This is a genomic window from Marinobacter sp. F3R08 (assembly GCF_018860425.1).
Lineage (GTDB): Bacteria > Pseudomonadota > Gammaproteobacteria > Pseudomonadales > Oleiphilaceae > Marinobacter.
This window is the reverse complement of the sequence record NZ_JAHKPI010000008.1, coordinates 31248-48234: the sequence shown is the minus strand read 5'-3', so window position 1 is coordinate 48234 and position 16987 is coordinate 31248. Positions and strand designations below refer to the sequence as shown.

The following is a 16987-nucleotide window of genomic DNA, read 5'->3' as shown; positions in this document are numbered from 1 at the left end:
CTAACGTGCCATTGCTAACGCTGGACTCAGTTTCACTGGCTTATGGAATGCACCCTCTGCTGGATCAGGCCTCATTGGTTATCGATGCCGGGGAGCGCGTGTGTTTGCTGGGACGAAACGGAGAGGGCAAGTCGACGCTGCTCAAAATTGTCAGTGGGGAGGTGATTCCCGATGGTGGTGTGGTTCGACTGGACGACGGGGCCGTGCTCGCCGTGCTTCCGCAGAACCTGCCCTCTGAGGATACCCGCACGGCCTATGAGGTAGTGGCGGGCGCGTTCCCGGAAACCGGCAAGCTGTTGGCGGAATTCCATCAGCTGTCGCAGCAGGCCGATGAGGCCAGTCTCGACCGGTTGATGAAAGTTCAGGAACGTCTGGAAGCGCTTGACGGCTGGCGTCTGGACCAGAAGGTCACGACGATTCTTGGTCAATACGGTGTTGATCAGGATCAGGCCCTGAATACCCTGTCCGGTGGTTGGCAACGCCGGGTCCTGCTCGCCAAAGCGCTGGTTGCCGATCCCGATATTCTGTTGCTGGACGAACCGACAAACCATCTGGATGTACCCGCAATTGCCTGGCTGGAGGAGGCGCTGGGTCAGTTTCGTGGCGCCATGCTGTTTGTCAGCCATGACCGCGCTTTTATTAGACGCATGGCGACGCGGATTGTTGAGCTCGACCGGGGCAAGTTGGTGAGCTTTGCTGCGAGTTACGATCGCTATCTCGACCTTAAAGAAAAAGCGCTGGAAGAAGAAGAACGACAAAATGCGTTGTTCGATAAGCGGCTCAAGCAGGAAGAGGCCTGGATTCGCCAGGGCATCAAGGCCCGCAGGACCCGCAATATGGGGCGTGTTCGGGCCCTGAAAGCCATGCGTGAGGAACATCGCCAGCGTCGCGTACGGGGTGGAACCGCAAGTTTTGCGGTGGAAGACGCAGCACGCTCAGGAAAACTGGTGGTTGAAACCGGGAATGCCGGATTTGCCTATCCCGATGGCACATCAGTGATCCGAGATATGAATCTTACCGTCCTGCGTGGGGACAAGATTGGACTTGTTGGAGAGAACGGCACTGGCAAGACCACCCTTGTTCGGTTGTTATTGGGGGATCTGGATCCGACCGAGGGTTCTATTCGTCTTGGAACCAATCTGCAGGTGGCGTATTTCGACCAGTTGCGTGGCGAACTGGATCTGACGAGGAACGCACTGGATAACCTTTCCGAAGGCCGGGAGTTCATCGACATCAATGGCCAGAGTAAGCATGTGCTTGGTTATTTGCAGGAGTTTCTGTTTACGCCGGAGCGGGCCAGATCTCCGGTAAGCGTGTTCTCCGGTGGTGAACGAGCCCGACTGCTTTTGGCCAAACTGTTTAGCAAGCCCGCGAATATCCTGGTGCTCGATGAGCCGACCAACGATCTGGATGTTGAAACCCTGGAGTTACTGGAAGAACAGTTGGCGGAGTTTTCCGGCACTGTGATAGTGATCAGTCACGATCGTGAATTTCTTGATAATGTGGTCACTGAAACGGTTTTCCTGGATGGCTCGGGCAAAGTCCGCGAGTTCGTCGGTGGCTACACAGACTGGCGCCGACAGGGCGGTTGCTTCCCATCTGAAGCGACTGGAAATCGTCCGGACAAGCAGGATAAATCCAGGAAAACTCAAGGTGAAACCGGAAAGGCCGCAGAAAAAGGGGGCGTGGCCGCACAGGCTGAAAAGCCCAAACCTGTGAAGCTGAGCTACAAGCTCAAGCTGGAGTTGGAACAATTGCCGGCACAGATTGAGGCACTTGAGCAGGAAGTCGATGACCTCCAGAAAACGATTTCCCGAGCTGACTTTTACTCAGGTTTGCCAGATGAGGTCTCGGGCACTCTGGACGCGTTGACAGAAAAGGAAAGACGTTTGGAGCAGGTCATAGAGCGGTGGATGGAGCTGGAAGAACAGGCAAACCAATGAATGTACGCTACGATTTCAGATTTCAGGACGGTCGCACAGCCGAATTCAAGGTGACGGACAAGCCTTCGCGGCCACCCGGTACGCTTCCTTCATGGACGAAGCTGGAGCATTGCCAATGTAACAACTGTCCGTTAAAGGCTTCGGAATCACACTACTGTCCCGCGGCAACGGAAATATTGCCCGTGGTTGAGGCGTTTCAGAATGAAGATGCCTATCAGAAAGTTGAGGTTAAGGTAACAGACGACTGTCGAAGTTACTTCAAACAAACGGCGCTCGAAGAGGCGTTGAGGTCTTTGCTTGGGCTCAAGATGGCAACCAGCGGGTGTCCGGTTCTTGCCGAGCTCAAGCCAATGGCCGTGCATCATCTGCCTTTCGCGAATACCGACGAATTTATCATGCGAAGCGTTTCCCATTATCTGTTACAGCAATACTTCGCCAAACGGAGTCACCAGACTCCGGACTGGGATCTGAAGGGGCTTGTTGAGAGAAATCAAAGGCTACAGTTGGTGAATCAGGCTTTATGGCAGCGTATTCACTCAGTCTGCAAGGGGGACAGCAACTTGAAGGCGCTCTTGAACTTTTTCTCAATGGCTTCAAGCGTCAGCTTCTCGCTGGAAAGCCAGCTGCGCAAACTTGAGGCAAAAATGGGTGGGGAAGGGGCCTGATAGCCCCTTTTCTCCGTGGACATTCGGGGTGCTCAAAGCCCACGTCTTTTCTAGTTACAGTTATTCAATTCGGACAGCCAGAACATCGCATTCCGTACCGTGCAGAACACCATTGGCGGTCGAGCCCAGCAAAAGCTGGAAACCCTTGCGGCCGTGGCTGCCGACAATGACCAGATCTACGCTCTGCTCTTTGGCAAGTCTGTGAATTTCTGATTCCGGACGCCCAACTGTAACCACCTGGTTGGTCTTATCCACGCCGTATTGGTCGCCATAGGTACCCAGCTGTTCGCGGGCCGCTTTGTCGAGTTGATCCTGAAGTTCGGTCAGATCCATTGGTATATCGCCACCATAGGCATACCCGACGGGCTCAACCACGTGGACCAGCATCAGTTCGGCATTGTGTGCCTCACTGATGGCCTTTGCCTTGTCCAGAACCTGAGGGGCTTCCTCGGTGAGATCAATGGCAACCAGCATTTTTTTGTAGGCAGACATCGTTTCGCTCCTTCGCACGGGATAATGTACTCAGGATAGTACCTTAAATCGGCTCGGGAAAGTGTAGCGGGAAACTGACGGGTATCAAAAACGGACGCAGAAAGTACTTTTCTGGCAGGTAATTAAGCCTGCCAGAAAAAGGGGGTAGGGGTCAGGCGTTACTCTGCATAAGTTCGATGGTTGCCGTTAGTCCTTTGAGGATTCCCTTGGAGTAGCGATCGATCACAAAGCCCACATTGTTTTCATTGTAATTTATGTATGACCCGCGGATGAACTGCCACTTGGAAGAGATATCGTTCAGCTGCGCCTCAAGCGCCGGTGTTCCTTGCCCTTGAATAACCGATGCCAACAATTGATCCAGCTGCCGGGCCTGTTCGTCCAGTGGGGTTTCGATAGACGAGCCCTGGAAAGTCTGGGTAGCTGAGGAGTTGGTTCTGACCGAGTACTTGGCCATCATCTGGGCCATGACGACGGCAGCCGATCGTGCAGCTTCGACTCTGGGATTGGTTTGGGTCTGGGCGCTTTCCTGGGCTGCTCGGTATAATTCAGTGGCCTTTTCGTTCATGGTCAGCGCCTGGTTGGCCATATCGGACACGAGACGCAAATCCGGATAACCCAGATTGCGCACATCGTTAATGTTATCTCGCATCAGATTCTTGAATTCTTCGAATTCGCGGTTTAATCCCTCGACCTCGTCGGCAGACAGCACCCCGGAATCGCTGCCAGCAACGGAATTCATGGACTCGTTGGCTGCATTGATACTCTTCACAATTTCGTTCAGGGTGTCTGTGGCCCCGGTGCCGCTGAATCGGTAATAGGCGTCCAGAGCCATGTAGTTACTGACCCTGAAATTATGAAGATCTGAGAGAAAACCGTCGGCACTGTCTTTGGCGCGGGCACCCATGGAGGCGAGGGTGAGAAGAAGAAGCGCGGCTACGAGAGAGTATATCCGCAGGTTTACGTCTTTCATCGGATGGTTCTCCGTGATGCAATTTTATTATTGTGGACCAAAGTCGTAGATCGAAGGTAAAGTAACTGCGTCAGCCAATCAAGCAGTTTTGGTGGCCTTGGTGCCCGCAAATGTCAACAACTATGAAATTTGCGTGACAAAATTCCGTTTTTTCCACGCAGTGGCTTCCAGCCCACTGAAATACAACATCTTCACTTCATTTTTCTTTGGTTGCGCCCGGCATTTGAGGCAATTTTGCAGCCCTTCTGAAAGAAACAAATTGACAAATGCGCTGTTTTTTTTCATCGTGTCCGCTCTCGATTCAAACGACTGTATGAATTTTTGAATCGAATGATCGGGCAGTGACCGAAATCTCGCTGCACAAACAGCCGCGCTGGTGAATCGAATATGCCGCCCGGTTGGAAGCAGTTCCAAACACAGACTGGAGATCAGTTGATGATTTACGAAGGTAAAGCCATCACGGTTAAAGAGATCGAAGGCGGGATCGCTCAGTTGAACTTCGACTTGCAGGGCGAGTCAGTCAACAAGTTCAACCGTCTCACTATTGAAGAGCTCCGCGCCGCGACTGACGCACTGAAAGCGCAGAACAATCTGAAGGGCCTGGTTGTTACCAGTTCCAAGGACAGCTTTATTGTTGGTGCCGACATTACCGAATTCACCGAACTCTTTGCTGGTTCGGAAGAGGATCTGGTAGCCAACAATCTCAAGGCCAATGAAGTCTTCAACGCTGTTGAAGATCTGCCATTCCCAACCGTTACCGCCATTAATGGTATAGCGCTGGGTGGTGGTTTCGAAATGTGCCTGTCGACCGATTACCGGGTGATGGATGAGAAAGCCAAGGTCGGTCTTCCTGAAGTGAAGCTGGGCATTTTCCCGGGCTTCGGCGGAACTGTGCGCCTGTCCCGTCTGGTGGGTGTCGACAATGCCGTTGAGTGGATTAGCGGTGGTACGGAAAACCGTGCAAACGTCGCTCTTAAAGTCGGTGCGGTTGATGCGGTAGTGAAGTCCGATAAGCTGGTTGAAGCAGCTGTTGCCATCATTAATCAGTGCAACGAGGGTAAACTCGACCACGAAGCCCGTCGCGAAGAAAAGAAAGGCAAGATCAAGCTCAATGCCATGGAAAGCATGATGGCATTCGAGATCTCCAAGGCGTTCGTTGCCGGTAAGGCAGGCAAGAACTACCCGGCTCCGGTTGAGGCCATCAAGGTCATGCAGAAGCATGCCGGCATGACGCGTGACAAGGCCATCGAAGTTGAGGCCAAGGGCTTCGCTAAAATGGCCAAGACCAACGTTGCCGCGTGTCTGGTTGGCCTGTTCCTGAATGATCAGGAACTCAAAAAGAAAGCCAAGGCCTGGGAGAAAGAAGCCAGTGACGTAAACCTGGCCGCGGTTCTCGGTGCCGGTATCATGGGTGGTGGTGTTGCATTCCAGTCGGCTCTGAAAGGTACGCCGATCATCATGAAGGACATCAACCAGGACGGTATCGCCCTGGGTCTGAAGGAAGCCAAGAATCTTCTGGCCAAGCGTGTTGCGAAAGGCAAGATGAAGCCTGATCAGATGGCGGATGTACTCAACAGCATCACTCCGACCCTGAACTATGGCGATTTCAAAAATGTCGACCTCGTCGTTGAGGCGGTTGTTGAAAATCCCAAGGTGAAAGATGCGGTTCTGCGCGAAACCGAAGATGCGGTTCGTGAGGACGCCATCCTGACGTCCAATACCTCGACCATTTCTATCGATCTTCTGGCCAAGAATCTCAAACGACCGGAAAATTTCTGTGGTATGCATTTCTTCAACCCGGTGCACATGATGCCGCTGGTTGAGGTTATCCGTGGCGAGAAGACCAGTGATCGCGCTATTGCGACCACCGTTGCCTACGCCAAAGCCATGGGCAAGACCCCGATCGTTGTAAACGACTGTCCGGGCTTCTTGGTCAACCGTGTTTTGTTCCCATACTTTGGCGGTTTTGCCGGGCTGGTTCGTGACGGCGCTGACTTCCAGAAAGTAGACAAGGTAATGGAGAAGTTTGGTTGGCCTATGGGCCCAGCCTATCTCCTCGACGTGGTTGGTATGGACACCGCCAAGCACGCCAATGCCGTTATGGCTGACGGCTTCCCGGATCGCATGAAAGACGAGAACAAGTCTGCCATTGATGTGATGTTCGAGAACAACCGGTACGGCCAGAAGAACGACTTCGGTTTCTATAAGTACGAACTGGATCGCAAAGGCAAGAAAAAGAAGGTTGTAGACGAGGAAACCTACAAGCTGATCGAACCTGTTGTTAATGGCCAGAAGGACTTCGACGAGGAAGAGATTATCGCCCGTATGATGATTCCACTGTGTCTGGAAACCGTTCGCTGCCTGGAAGACGGCATTGTCGAAGATCCGGCAGATGCTGATATGGGCCTGATTTTCGGTATCGGCTTCCCGCCGTTCCGTGGTGGTGCCCTGCGCTATATCGACGACATGGGTGTAGACAAGTTCGTCGAGCTGGCAGACAAGTTTGCAGACCTTGGTCCTCTTTATCAGCCGACCGAGAAGCTGCGTGAAATGGCCAAGACTGGCAAAAAGTTCTTTGGCTAACCCTGAACGAGATTTCCGAACGGAGAAAGATCTATGAGCCTTAATCCGAGAGACGTTGTCGTCGTCGATTGCGTGCGGACTCCGATGGGTCGTGCCAAAAACGGTTGTTTCCGGAATGTGCGAGCAGAAACCCTGTCCGCCAATCTGATTGAAGCACTGTTTGAGCGCAACCCGAAGCTCGACCCGAAAGAAGTTGAAGATGTTATCTGGGGCTGTGTAAACCAGACCAAGGAGCAGGGCTTCAACGTAGCGCGTCAGATTTCCCTGCTGACCCGCATTCCGCACGAGTCTGCGGCGCAAACCGTGAACCGTTTGTGTGGTTCTGCCATGAGTGCGATTCACACTGCGGCCCAGGCCATCATGACTGGCAACGGTGATGTGTTTGTCGTGGGCGGTGTTGAGCACATGGGGCATGTACCCATGACTGAAGGTTTCGACCACAACCCGGCTGCCTCCAAGTACACTGCGAAGGCCTCCAACATGATGGGTCTTACCGCGGAAATGCTGGCCAAGATGCACGGCATCACCCGCGAGCAGCAAGATGAGTTCGGTGCCCGGTCTCACCGCCTGGCCCACGAAGCAACTCTTGAAGGTCGTTTCAAGAACGAAATCGTGCCAATTGAAGGTCACGACGAGAATGGCTTTAAAGTGCTGATCGAGCACGACGAAACCATTCGTCCTGAGACCACGGCCGAATCTCTGGGCCAGCTCAGGCCTGCTTTCGATCCTAAAAACGGTACCGTAACTGCCGGTACATCTTCCCAGCTGACCGATGGTGCGGCTGCGATGGTACTGATGTCTGCAGAACGCGCCGAAGCTCTGGGTCTGAAGCCCATCGCCAAGATCCGCAGCATGGCCGTTGCTGGCTGTGATCCCGCGATCATGGGCTATGGTCCGGTTCCTGCCACCAAGAAGGCCCTGAAGCGAGCCGGTCTGAAGGTTGAGGATATCGACTTCTGGGAGTTGAATGAGGCCTTTGCAGGCCAGTCTTTGCCGGTACTGAAAGACCTGAAACTGCTGGGTGTTGTAGAAGAGAAAGTGAACCTGAACGGCGGCGCGATTGCTCTGGGCCATCCGCTGGGCTGCTCGGGCGCACGTATCTCAACAACCCTGCTGAATGTGATGCAGGCTAAAGGCGGTAAGCTTGGTGTTTCCACCATGTGTATCGGCCTGGGCCAGGGCATTGCAACGGTCTGGGAGCGTCTGTGAGCCGGTAGGCGGATTCGCAGTGCGCGCTTTAAGAAGGCCCGGCAAATGCCGGGCCTTTCTGTTCCAGCGAGTTGCCTGAACAGGGTTCCCGAATGCAAAAAAAAGCAGGATTGAAACGAAAGAATGGGTTGTCTTGCTATTCTTGACCCTGTAAAACAGTGAGCCTATACACAATGGCGGCGTATATGTGTTTTCTAGCCGACTGATTTTACAGCGAGTTTGCGGTTTGCTGATTTATTGACCGATTTATCGCCAAGGATACAGATCTCCGATATGGGTAAAAGTCTCGTAATTGTCGAGTCACCAGCGAAAGCGAAGACCATTAACAAGTACCTGGGCTCTGACTTCATCGTCAAATCGAGCGTTGGGCACATTCGTGATCTTCCCGTCAGTGGCAGTGGATCCCAGTCCGATCCCAAAGAGCGTGCCAGGCAGGCTGCTGCGACCCGGAAAATGAGCCCGGAAGAAAAGGCCGCGCATAAAAAGCGCAAAGCGCGGGAGCAGTTGGTTTCCCGTATGGGTGTCGATCCTGACCAGGACTGGAGCGCGCGTTACGAGATCCTGCCCGGGAAGGAAAAGGTGGTCAGCGAACTGAAGCGCCTGGCCAAATCCGCAGACCACATCTATCTGGCGACGGATTTGGACCGTGAGGGGGAGGCCATTGCCTGGCACCTCCAGCAGACAATCGGCGGAGAGCCTGAAAAGTATCGGCGTGTGGTGTTCAATGAAATCACCAAGCGAGCCATTCAGGAAGCGTTCAAAGACCCCGGGAATCTCGATAATAATCGCGTAAATGCTCAGCAGGCCAGGCGGTTCCTGGACCGTGTTGTAGGTTACATGGTGTCACCTCTGCTTTGGGCCAAGCTTGCGCGTGGCCTTTCTGCAGGCCGGGTTCAGTCAGTTGCGGTTCGGCTGATTGTGGAACGGGAACGGGAAATCCGGAAGTTCATTCCGGAAGAGTACTGGCAGCTCCATGCTGATCTTGCATCGGTCAAGGCTGATCATCCGGTCCGTTTTGAGGTCACGCGTCACAACGACAAACCTTACCGGCCGGTAAGCGAGCAACAAAGTAGCGAGCACGTCGATCGCCTGAAGGCGGGTGTGTTCAAGGTTGCCAGGCGGGAAGACAAGCCGACGCGCTCGCGTCCGTCCGCCCCCTTTATCACCTCCACCTTGCAGCAGGCCGCCAGTAACCGCATGGGGTTCAGTGTCAAGAAAACCATGATGCTTGCCCAGCGGCTCTATGAGGCAGGTTTTATTACCTATATGCGTACTGACTCCACGAATCTGAGTCAGGATGCGATTGCCAGTTGCAGAACTTTCATCCAGAAACAATTTGGAGACAAGTATCTGCCTGAGGCACCTCGGGTATACGGCAGTAAAGAGGGTGCGCAGGAAGCTCACGAAGCTATCAGGCCGACGGAAGTAAGTCGTCGCCCGGCGGATATCAGTGGTCTTGAGAAGGATGCTGAGAAACTCTACGACCTGATCTGGCGTCAGTTTATTGCCTGTCAAATGTCCGATGCGGAGTTCCTGAGTACCTCTATCGTGGTCGCTAACGGCGATTATGAGTTGCGTACCCGGGGCCGTATCATCAAATTCGAAGGCTTCCTGAAGGCGGCGCCACAAGCTGCCAAGAAAGATGAAGACATTGCGCTTCCGGATATCAAGGTCGATGAAACTCTTGATCTGAAAAAGCTCGACCCCAGCCAGCACTTCACCAAACCGTCGCCAAGGTACACCGAGGCAAGTCTCGTGAAAGAGCTGGAAAAGCAGGGTATCGGCCGGCCTTCGACCTATGCTTCGATCATCTCAACGATTCAGGATCGCGGCTACGTGCGTTTGCAGAACCGCCGATTCTACGCTGAGAAAATGGGTGAGATTGTTACCGAACGTTTGTCAGAATCATTCCCGAATCTGATGGACTTCGACTTCACCGCGAAGATGGAAGACGAGCTCGATGAAATTGCTGAAGGCGATGTCGAGTGGAAAAAAGTTCTGAATGATTTTTATGGCCGGTTCCGGCAGCAGCTTGAAAAAGCGGAAAGCTCGGAAGATGGTGGCATGCGGGCCAATACCCCGACGGAAACCGACATTCCGTGCCCGACTTGTGGTCGGAATATGCAGATCCGGGTGGCCAGCACCGGGGTATTCCTGGGTTGCTCGGGCTATTCGCTGCCGCCCAAAGAGCGTTGCAAGACCACGATCAATCTGGTGTCCGGCGATGAGGTTGTCAGCGCCGATGACGATGTCGAGGGTGAGGGTGAAAGTCGTCTGTTGCGGAAGAAGCGCCGGTGTTCAAAGTGTGGCACCGCTATGGACAGCTATCTGGTGGATGAAACCCGCAAGTTGCATGTTTGCGGCAACAATCCTGACTGCTCGGGTTACGAGGTTGAAAAAGGTACCTTCCGGATCAAGGGCTACGATGGCCCGACGCTTGAGTGTGATAAATGCGGGTCTGAGATGCAGCTGAAAACCGGGCGGTTCGGGAAGTATTTCGGTTGCACCAATACCGAGTGCAAAAATACTCGTAAGTTGCTGAAGAGTGGAGAGCCTGCGCCGCCCAAGATGGATCCGGTGGCGATGCCAGAGCTCCAATGCCAGAAGGTTGATGATACCTATGTCCTCAGGGACGGGGCCTCAGGGCTGTTTCTGGCCGCCAGTAAGTTTCCCAAGAACCGGGAAACGCGGCCGCCACTGGTGATGGAGATAAAGCCTCATCGCAAGGAAATTGATCCCAAGTACGACTATCTGATGGAGGCGCCTGAACGGGATCCTGAGGGTAATCCGACAGTGATTCGTTTCAGCCGTAAGAGTAAGGAACAGTACGTGATGTCCGAGAAAGAGGGCAAAGCGACCGGCTGGTCCGCGTGGTATGTGAATGGGAAGTGGCAACCACAGGATAAGAAAAAGTAACGGGTCGGATGTGTCAGGCAGGCGTCAGAAGCATTGCGACTTCTGACGCCCTGTTCGGCAAATTACCGGAACTTTCTTAATCTCTGGATGAGCGATGAAGTGTCCCAGCGTTGACCGCCCATAGACTGCACATCGGCGTAGAACTGATCCACCAGCGCTGTCACGGGCAAAGACGCGTTTACCTTACGTGCTTCATCAAGGCAGATGCCCAGATCCTTTCGCATCCAGTCAACTGCGAATCCGTGTTCAAACTCTCCTTCGATCATGGTTCCTGAGCGGTTTTCCATCTGCCAGGACTGAGCGGCCCCCTTGGAGATTACATCCACTACTTTCGTTACATCTAGTTCTGCCTGCTCAGCGAAGTGCAGCGCCTCTGAGAGCCCCTGTACAAGGCCGGCAATGGCAATCTGGTTGACCATCTTGGTTTTCTGTCCGCTGCCGGCAGGGCCCATCAGGTTCAGTGCCCGGGCGTAGTGTTTCATGACCGGTTCGGCTTTGGCGTAATCCTGTTCGGAGCCTCCGCACATGATGGTCAGTTTGCCGTTCTCAGCGCCCTGCTGCCCCCCTGAAACCGGAGCGTCGACAAAACCCATGTTGTTCTTGAGCGCTGCATCAGCCAGGTATTCCGCGATGCCGGCAGAGGCGGTGGTATGGTCGACAAGGACGGTACCCTCGGGAGCGTTGGCCAGAATGCCTTCAGCGCCTTCATACACGGCTTTCAGATCGGTATCAGCACCAACGCAGGTCAGCACGATATCCGCATCCTTGACGGCTTCTGCAATCGTGGTGCAACTGGTTCCGGTGAAGTCTCTGGTCCATTGTTCGGATTTGGCAGAGGTCCGGTTCCAGACCTTGACGCTGAGTCCGGCGTTGGCCAGGTGGCCGGCCATCGGGTAGCCCATGACGCCAAGGCCTATGAACGCTGCTTTTGTCATTGTTGTCTCCTCTCATGTCTTTGTCGGGTTAACTTAACACAGAAGGGCAGGGCTGGATGGAATAAAAAAGGCCGCTGAAACAGCGGCCTTTTTGTCTTTCATCCGGCGAGCCGGATTTATTTGGTCGGGTAGTCCCGGGACTCCGAACCTGTGTACAGCTGGCGCGGACGACCAATTCGATAATCGCCGCTGACCATCTCGTTCCAGTGCGAGAACCAGCCAATGGTACGCGACAGGGCGAAGATGACGGTGAACATCGAGGTCGGGATGCCGATTGCCTTGAGGATCAGGCCCGAGTAGAAATCGACGTTCGGGTAAAGCTTGCGCTCGACAAAGTATTCGTCTTCCAGCGCAATTTTCTCCAGGCGCTGGGCGATCTTCAGCAGCGGGTCGTTCTCCAGGCCCAGCTCTGTCAATACTTCGTGAGCGGTTTCTGCCATAACCTTGGCTCGCGGATCGAAGTTCTTGTAGACCCGGTGACCGAAGCCCATCAGGCGGAACGGATCGTCTTTGTCTTTTGCCTTGGCGATGAATTTTTCGATATTGGATTCGTCGCCGATCTCCGCAAGCATATCCAGTACGGCTTCGTTGGCGCCGCCATGTGCCGGGCCCCAGAGCGCTGCGATGCCGGAGGCAATGCAGGCGTATGGATTGGCCCCGGTAGAGCCGGCCAGACGAACCGTGGAGGTCGAGGCGTTCTGTTCATGATCCGCGTGCAGAATGAAGATCTTGTCCATGGCCTTTGCCAGGATCGGGTTTGGCTTGTATTCCTCGCAGGGAACGCCAAACATCATGTGCAGGAAGTTCTCTGCGTATGAGAGATCATTGCGCGGGTACATGAATGGCTGGCCGATGCTGTACTTGTAACACCAGGCGGCGATGGTGGGCATCTTCGCAATCAGGCGGTGAGCCGTGATTTCCCGCTGCTCCTGGTTGGTGACATCCATCTGATCGTGGTAGAACGCGGACAGGGCGCCTACAACGCCACACATGATGGCCATCGGGTGTGCGTCACGACGGAAACCCTGGAAAAAGTTTCTCATCTGGTCGTGCAGCATGGTGTGGTTCTTGATGGTGTCATGGAACCGCTTGTTTTCTGCCGCGGTTGGAAGTTCACCGTGAAGAAGGAGGTAGCAGACTTCGAGGTAGTCGGACTCGTCGGCCAGTTGTTCTATCGGGTAGCCGCGGTGGAGAAGGACGCCATTCGCGCCGTCGATGTATGTAATGGCCGATTCGCAGGCTGCGGTGGATACGAATCCTGGATCGTATGTGAAAACGCCTTCCTGGACTAGGCCTCGTACGTCGATAACGTCAGGGCCGACGGTGCCTGAATAAACCGGTAGCTCAATGGATTTGTCCCCCACCGAGAGCGTGGCTTTCCTGTCGGTCATGGTGCTCTCCTATTTATCAGCTTTGACAGCTTATCTACAGTTATAGATGCGCTAGAAGGCGCGTATTATCGCAAAACTGGCGGCAAAATATAGGGCGTTGGCTTTTTTTGTCAATGGAATACTCCGGAAAACTGCGAATTTGACATTCGTTGTAAATGAGGGATATCCCGAATATTGGCCTTTTGGAGCAAGAAAACGATTTGTCAATCATCCTTATGGCTTGCCCGGGCCTCGGTTTTGCGCGGTCTGAGCGGCGTTGCAGGTTTGTAATTGATTAGCCTACTCCTTATAATCCGTAGCCCGGAATCTGGGATAAACCTTTCGCGCTGCCCGTCAATAGCGGGTTGCCAGTAAGGTTTTGTCCCTTCTGAACCAATCGCGTGCCGGTTCCGTGCAGGCATGCCGATCCTAACATACCAACTATCCGCATCCGGTTTACCGGTCCCGCGGAACCAAGAGAGAGTGTGAGAGCGCTGTGAATAGCAAACGACCAGTAAATCTCGATCTCGGCAAGTTTCATTTTCCGCTGCCAGCCATTACGTCCATATTGCATCGCATCAGCGGCATCATCATTTTTGTTGGTGTTGCGTTCATGCTTTACGGACTTCAGCTTTCCCTGTCTGGGGAAGAGGGCTTCAGTCGTGTCAGTGAACTGCTGGACAGCTTCCTTGCCAAGCTGATTACCTGGGGCATCTTGTCTGCTCTGTTGTACCACCTGGTTGCGGGTATCAAGCACCTGCTCATGGATATGGGTATTGGTGAAGAGCTCGAGAGCGGCCGCCTTGCGTCGAAGATCACAATTGCGGTTTCCGTCATTCTCATCCTTTTGGCAGGAGTTTGGGTATGGGCATGAATAGTGTTACTAACATCGGCCGTAATGGTATCCAGGATTGGATCATCCAGCGAGTTTCTGCGTACGTACTAGCTCTGTACACGCTGTTTTTGCTCGGCTTTTTCATCTCTACAGATGTCGACTATCAGTCCTGGTCAGCCTTGTTTGATCAAGCCTGGTTCAAGATCTTCACCTTGCTGGCGCTGTTGTCGATTGCAGGGCATGCATGGGTCGGGCTGTGGACAGTTTCTACGGACTACATCAAGTCTGCAGGACAACGAATGCTGGCCCAGGCAGTAGTTATCCTGACGGTTTTTGTGTACGTGGTCTGGGGTATTCAAATTATTTGGGGGCTTTGATCGATGGCTAATATTAAGACCATGTCCTTTGATGCGATTGTAATCGGCGGAGGCGGTTCCGGAATGCGTGCGGCTTTGCAGCTGACCGAGTCCGGAATCAATACCGCATGCATCACCAAGGTGTTTCCTACGCGCTCCCATACGGTCTCGGCGCAGGGTGGTATTACCTGTGCAATCGCAAGTGCTGATCCGAACGATGATTGGCGCTGGCACATGTATGACACAGTAAAGGGTTCGGACTACATCGCCGACCAGGACGCTGTTGAGTATATGTGTTCCGTAGGTCCTCAGGCGGTGTTCGAGCTTGAGCACATGGGGCTGCCATTTTCCCGTACTGAGCAAGGTCGTATCTATCAGCGGCCGTTCGGTGGTCAGTCCAAGGGTCCGGATAACCCAACACAGGCGGCGCGTACGTGCGCGGCCGCAGACCGGACCGGTCATGCGCTGCTTCACACCCTTTATCAGGCCAACATCAAGGGCGGCACGACGTTCCTGAACGAGTGGTACGCGGTCGATCTCGTCAAGAACAGCAAAGACGAGGTTGTTGGTGTTGTTGCTATTGAAGTTGAAACAGGTGAAGTTGCCTACATCAAATCCAAGGCAACCGTTCTGGCCACCGGTGGGGCGGGGCGTATCTATGCATCGACCACCAATGCCCTGATTAATACGGGCGATGGCATCGGGATGGCGCTGCGTGCCGGATTCCCGATGCAGGATATGGAAATGTGGCAATTCCATCCAACGGGAATCTACGGTGCCGGCACGCTGGTTACCGAAGGTTGTCGGGGCGAGGGTGGTTACCTGATCAATGCGGACGGTGAGCGGTTCATGGAGCGTTATGCTCCGAACGCGAAGGATCTCGCTGGTCGGGACGTTGTTGCCCGTTCCATGGTTATCGAAATTCTCGAGGGACGTGGTTGTGGGCCTGATAAGGACCATGTACTGCTGAAGCTCGACCACTTGGGTGAGGAAACTCTCAACCTGCGTCTGCCGGGTATCTGTGAATTGTCCCGAACGTTTGCGCATGTGGATCCGGTAAAAGAGCCGATCCCGGTTGTGCCGACCTGCCATTACATGATGGGCGGCATCCCGACCAACGTTGGCGGCCAGGCCCTGACCCAGGACGAGAACGGTGAAGATAAGCCGATTCCGGGTCTGTTTGCCTGTGGCGAGGCCGCGTGCGTTTCGGTGCACGGTGCTAACCGTCTGGGTGGTAACTCTTTGTTGGATCTTGTGGTCTTCGGTCGTGCGGCAGGCTTGCACATTGAGGAGCAGTTGCGCGGCGGCTTCGAGGTAGACGGCGCCAGCGATGAGGACATCAAGCGTGCCATGGCTCGTCTTGATCGCCTCAACAATGCGTCCGAAGGTGAGAGTGTTGCAGAGGTGCGTAAAGACCTTCAGAACTGCATGCAGCTGTATTTCGGTGTATTCCGTGACGGCAATAGCATGGAAGAAGGTCTCAAGAAGCTGGAGTCGATTGGTGAGCGTGTTCGCAACACCAAGCTGGCGGATACCAGTAATGCCTTTAATACCGCCCGTATCGAAGCCCTTGAGCTGGATAATCTGTACGAAGTGGCTTTGGCTACAGCGATTTCTGCTTTCGAGCGTAAGGAAAGTCGCGGTGCGCACGCCCGGAACGATTTTACCGAGCGTGACGATGAGAACTGGCTGAAGCACTCCATGTACTTCCCGCTGGACAAACGAGTGGGTAAGCGCGACGTGAACTTTGCGCCCAAGACAGTAGACAGGTTTGAGCCGAAGGTCCGGACTTACTAAGGGAGATTCTGAAAATGTTAGTAAGCCTTTATCGTTATAATCCGGAAGCCGACAACGCGCCTTACATGCAGGACGTGGATGTCGAGATTCCGGAAGGCAAAGATCTCATGGTTCTTGATGTGCTCAACCTCATCAAGGAGCAGGATCCTTCAATGGCGTATCGCCGCTCTTGCCGTGAGGGGGTCTGTGGCTCTGACGGCATGAATATGAACGGCAAGAACGGACTTGCGTGTATCACTCCTGTTTCTCAGGTTGTGAAAGACGATAAGCTTGTCCTGCGTCCGCTTCCGGGCCTGCCGGTGATTCGTGATCTGGTTGTCGATATGAGTCTTTTCTACAGACAGTACGAAAAGATCATGCCGTATTTGATCAACGACAAGCCCGCTCCGGCAATTGAGCGGCTGCAGTCTCCGGAAGACCGGGAAAAGCTGGACGGCCTGTACGAGTGCATTCTCTGTGCGTGCTGCTCTACCTCATGTCCGTCTTTCTGGTGGAATCCGGACAAGTTTATCGGTCCTGCGGGTCTGCTACAGGCGTATCGCTTCCTGGCAGATAGCCGTGATACGGCTCAGGCTGAGCGCCTTGCCGAACTCGATGACCCGTTCAGCGTATTCCGCTGCCGGGGCATCATGAACTGTGTTAGTGTCTGCCCGAAAGGTCTGAACCCCACAAGGGCTATCGGTCACATTCGGAATCTTTTGCTGCAGCGGGCTACATAAGCAGCAAGTTTCGCAACAGACGCTATACTGTTCTGATCAGGTCAGTACCCGGAAGGCCTCGCAATATTGCGGGGCCTTCAACCAAAGGCTTATAGTCAAAAGTCTTACGCGGGTGCACACTACGCAAGCCGTGGCGGGAACTTATAAAGTTTTCTCCCTTTTTTGCTGAGTATAAAAACCACCGGGGAATGGAAAAC

Annotated in this window: 13 protein-coding genes; 9 read left to right on the top strand and 4 right to left on the bottom strand. The window is 53.9% G+C overall.

Going from position 1 to position 16987, the window contains the following annotated elements:
- Window positions 1-5: 5 nt before the first annotated feature.
- A complete protein-coding gene (locus KO499_RS01950) occupies window positions 6-1943 on the top strand; it encodes an ATP-binding cassette domain-containing protein (protein WP_215982045.1) in 1938 nt (645 codons plus the stop codon).
- On the top strand, window positions 1940-2608 hold the full coding sequence (locus KO499_RS01945) for a DUF6901 family protein (RefSeq protein ID WP_215982044.1): 669 nt from the start codon (window positions 1940-1942) through the stop codon (window positions 2606-2608). Before KO499_RS01950 ends, KO499_RS01945 begins: the two co-directional genes overlap by 4 nt.
- 60 nt (window positions 2609-2668) lie before the next feature.
- Here KO499_RS01945 and KO499_RS01940 read toward each other — a convergent pair whose 3' ends face one another.
- A complete protein-coding gene (locus KO499_RS01940; protein WP_215982043.1) occupies window positions 2669-3100 on the bottom strand; it encodes a universal stress protein in 432 nt (143 codons plus the stop codon).
- Window positions 3101-3251: 151 nt separating this feature from the next.
- Entirely contained in the window at window positions 3252-4070 is an 819-nt protein-coding gene (locus KO499_RS01935; protein WP_215982042.1) for a hypothetical protein, read from the bottom strand.
- Between the two features lie 435 nt (window positions 4071-4505).
- Between KO499_RS01935 and fadB the strand changes: the two genes are divergently transcribed.
- The 3 genes from fadB (at window position 4506) to topA (ending at window position 10778) form a co-directional block, all read left to right on the top strand.
- The gene (gene fadB / locus KO499_RS01930; RefSeq protein ID WP_215982041.1) at window positions 4506-6653 is read left to right on the top strand and encodes a fatty acid oxidation complex subunit alpha FadB; all 2148 of its coding nucleotides are present in this window, start codon (window positions 4506-4508) and stop codon (window positions 6651-6653) included.
- 33 nt (window positions 6654-6686) lie between these two features.
- Entirely contained in the window at window positions 6687-7862 is a 1176-nt protein-coding gene (gene fadA / locus KO499_RS01925; RefSeq protein ID WP_215982040.1) for an acetyl-CoA C-acyltransferase FadA, read from the top strand.
- A gap of 273 nt (window positions 7863-8135) precedes the next feature.
- Entirely contained in the window at window positions 8136-10778 is a 2643-nt protein-coding gene (gene topA, locus KO499_RS01920; RefSeq protein WP_215982039.1) for a type I DNA topoisomerase, read from the top strand.
- Between the two features lie 62 nt (window positions 10779-10840).
- Here topA and KO499_RS01915 read toward each other — a convergent pair whose 3' ends face one another.
- Both KO499_RS01915 and gltA read right to left on the bottom strand, forming a co-directional pair.
- Complete coding sequence (locus tag KO499_RS01915; RefSeq protein WP_215982038.1) at window positions 10841-11713, bottom strand: NAD(P)-dependent oxidoreductase; 873 nt, start codon at window positions 11711-11713, stop codon at window positions 10841-10843.
- A gap of 116 nt (window positions 11714-11829) precedes the next feature.
- Window positions 11830-13104, bottom strand: a complete 1275-nt coding sequence (gene gltA / locus KO499_RS01910; RefSeq protein WP_215982037.1) for a citrate synthase — start codon at window positions 13102-13104, stop codon at window positions 11830-11832.
- A 475-nt stretch (window positions 13105-13579) separates the two neighbouring features.
- Here gltA and sdhC point away from each other — a divergent pair, with 475 nt between their 5' ends.
- From sdhC to KO499_RS01890, 4 genes are read left to right on the top strand one after another with little or no spacing between them, the layout of a single operon-like run.
- Window positions 13580-13957 carry a succinate dehydrogenase, cytochrome b556 subunit gene (sdhC, locus tag KO499_RS01905; RefSeq protein ID WP_215982036.1) on the top strand — a complete coding sequence of 126 codons (378 nt, stop codon included), beginning with the start codon at window positions 13580-13582 and terminating at the stop codon, window positions 13955-13957.
- Window positions 13948-14295, top strand: a complete 348-nt coding sequence (gene sdhD / locus KO499_RS01900; RefSeq protein ID WP_215982035.1) for a succinate dehydrogenase, hydrophobic membrane anchor protein — start codon at window positions 13948-13950, stop codon at window positions 14293-14295. Before sdhC ends, sdhD begins: the two co-directional genes overlap by 10 nt.
- Window positions 14296-14298: 3 nt before the next feature.
- Window positions 14299-16071, top strand: a complete 1773-nt coding sequence (gene sdhA, locus KO499_RS01895; RefSeq protein ID WP_215982034.1) for a succinate dehydrogenase flavoprotein subunit — start codon at window positions 14299-14301, stop codon at window positions 16069-16071.
- Between the two features lie 14 nt (window positions 16072-16085).
- The gene (locus KO499_RS01890) at window positions 16086-16790 is read left to right on the top strand and encodes a succinate dehydrogenase iron-sulfur subunit (protein ID WP_228339723.1); all 705 of its coding nucleotides are present in this window, start codon (window positions 16086-16088) and stop codon (window positions 16788-16790) included.
- The last annotated feature ends 197 nt before the right edge of the window (window positions 16791-16987 follow it).

Bases quoted from the DNA above. Each gene is read 5' to 3' on its own strand.
- fadB (WP_215982041.1), top strand. From the start codon at position 4,506: ATGATTTACGAAGGTAAAGCCATCACGGTTAAAGAGATCGAAGGCGGG.
- KO499_RS01940 (WP_215982043.1), bottom strand. From the start codon at position 3,100: ATGTCTGCCTACAAAAAAATGCTGGTTGCCATTGATCTCACCGAGGAA.
- KO499_RS01935 (WP_215982042.1), bottom strand. From the start codon at position 4,070: ATGAAAGACGTAAACCTGCGGATATACTCTCTCGTAGCCGCGCTTCTT.
- sdhA (WP_215982034.1), top strand. From the start codon at position 14,299: ATGGCTAATATTAAGACCATGTCCTTTGATGCGATTGTAATCGGCGGA.
- KO499_RS01945 (WP_215982044.1), top strand. From the start codon at position 1,940: ATGAATGTACGCTACGATTTCAGATTTCAGGACGGTCGCACAGCCGAA.
- gltA (WP_215982037.1), bottom strand. From the start codon at position 13,104: ATGACCGACAGGAAAGCCACGCTCTCGGTGGGGGACAAATCCATTGAG.
- KO499_RS01915 (WP_215982038.1), bottom strand. From the start codon at position 11,713: ATGACAAAAGCAGCGTTCATAGGCCTTGGCGTCATGGGCTACCCGATG.
- sdhD (WP_215982035.1), top strand. From the start codon at position 13,948: ATGGGCATGAATAGTGTTACTAACATCGGCCGTAATGGTATCCAGGAT.
- fadA (WP_215982040.1), top strand. From the start codon at position 6,687: ATGAGCCTTAATCCGAGAGACGTTGTCGTCGTCGATTGCGTGCGGACT.
- KO499_RS01890 (WP_228339723.1), top strand. From the start codon at position 16,086: ATGTTAGTAAGCCTTTATCGTTATAATCCGGAAGCCGACAACGCGCCT.
- topA (WP_215982039.1), top strand. From the start codon at position 8,136: ATGGGTAAAAGTCTCGTAATTGTCGAGTCACCAGCGAAAGCGAAGACC.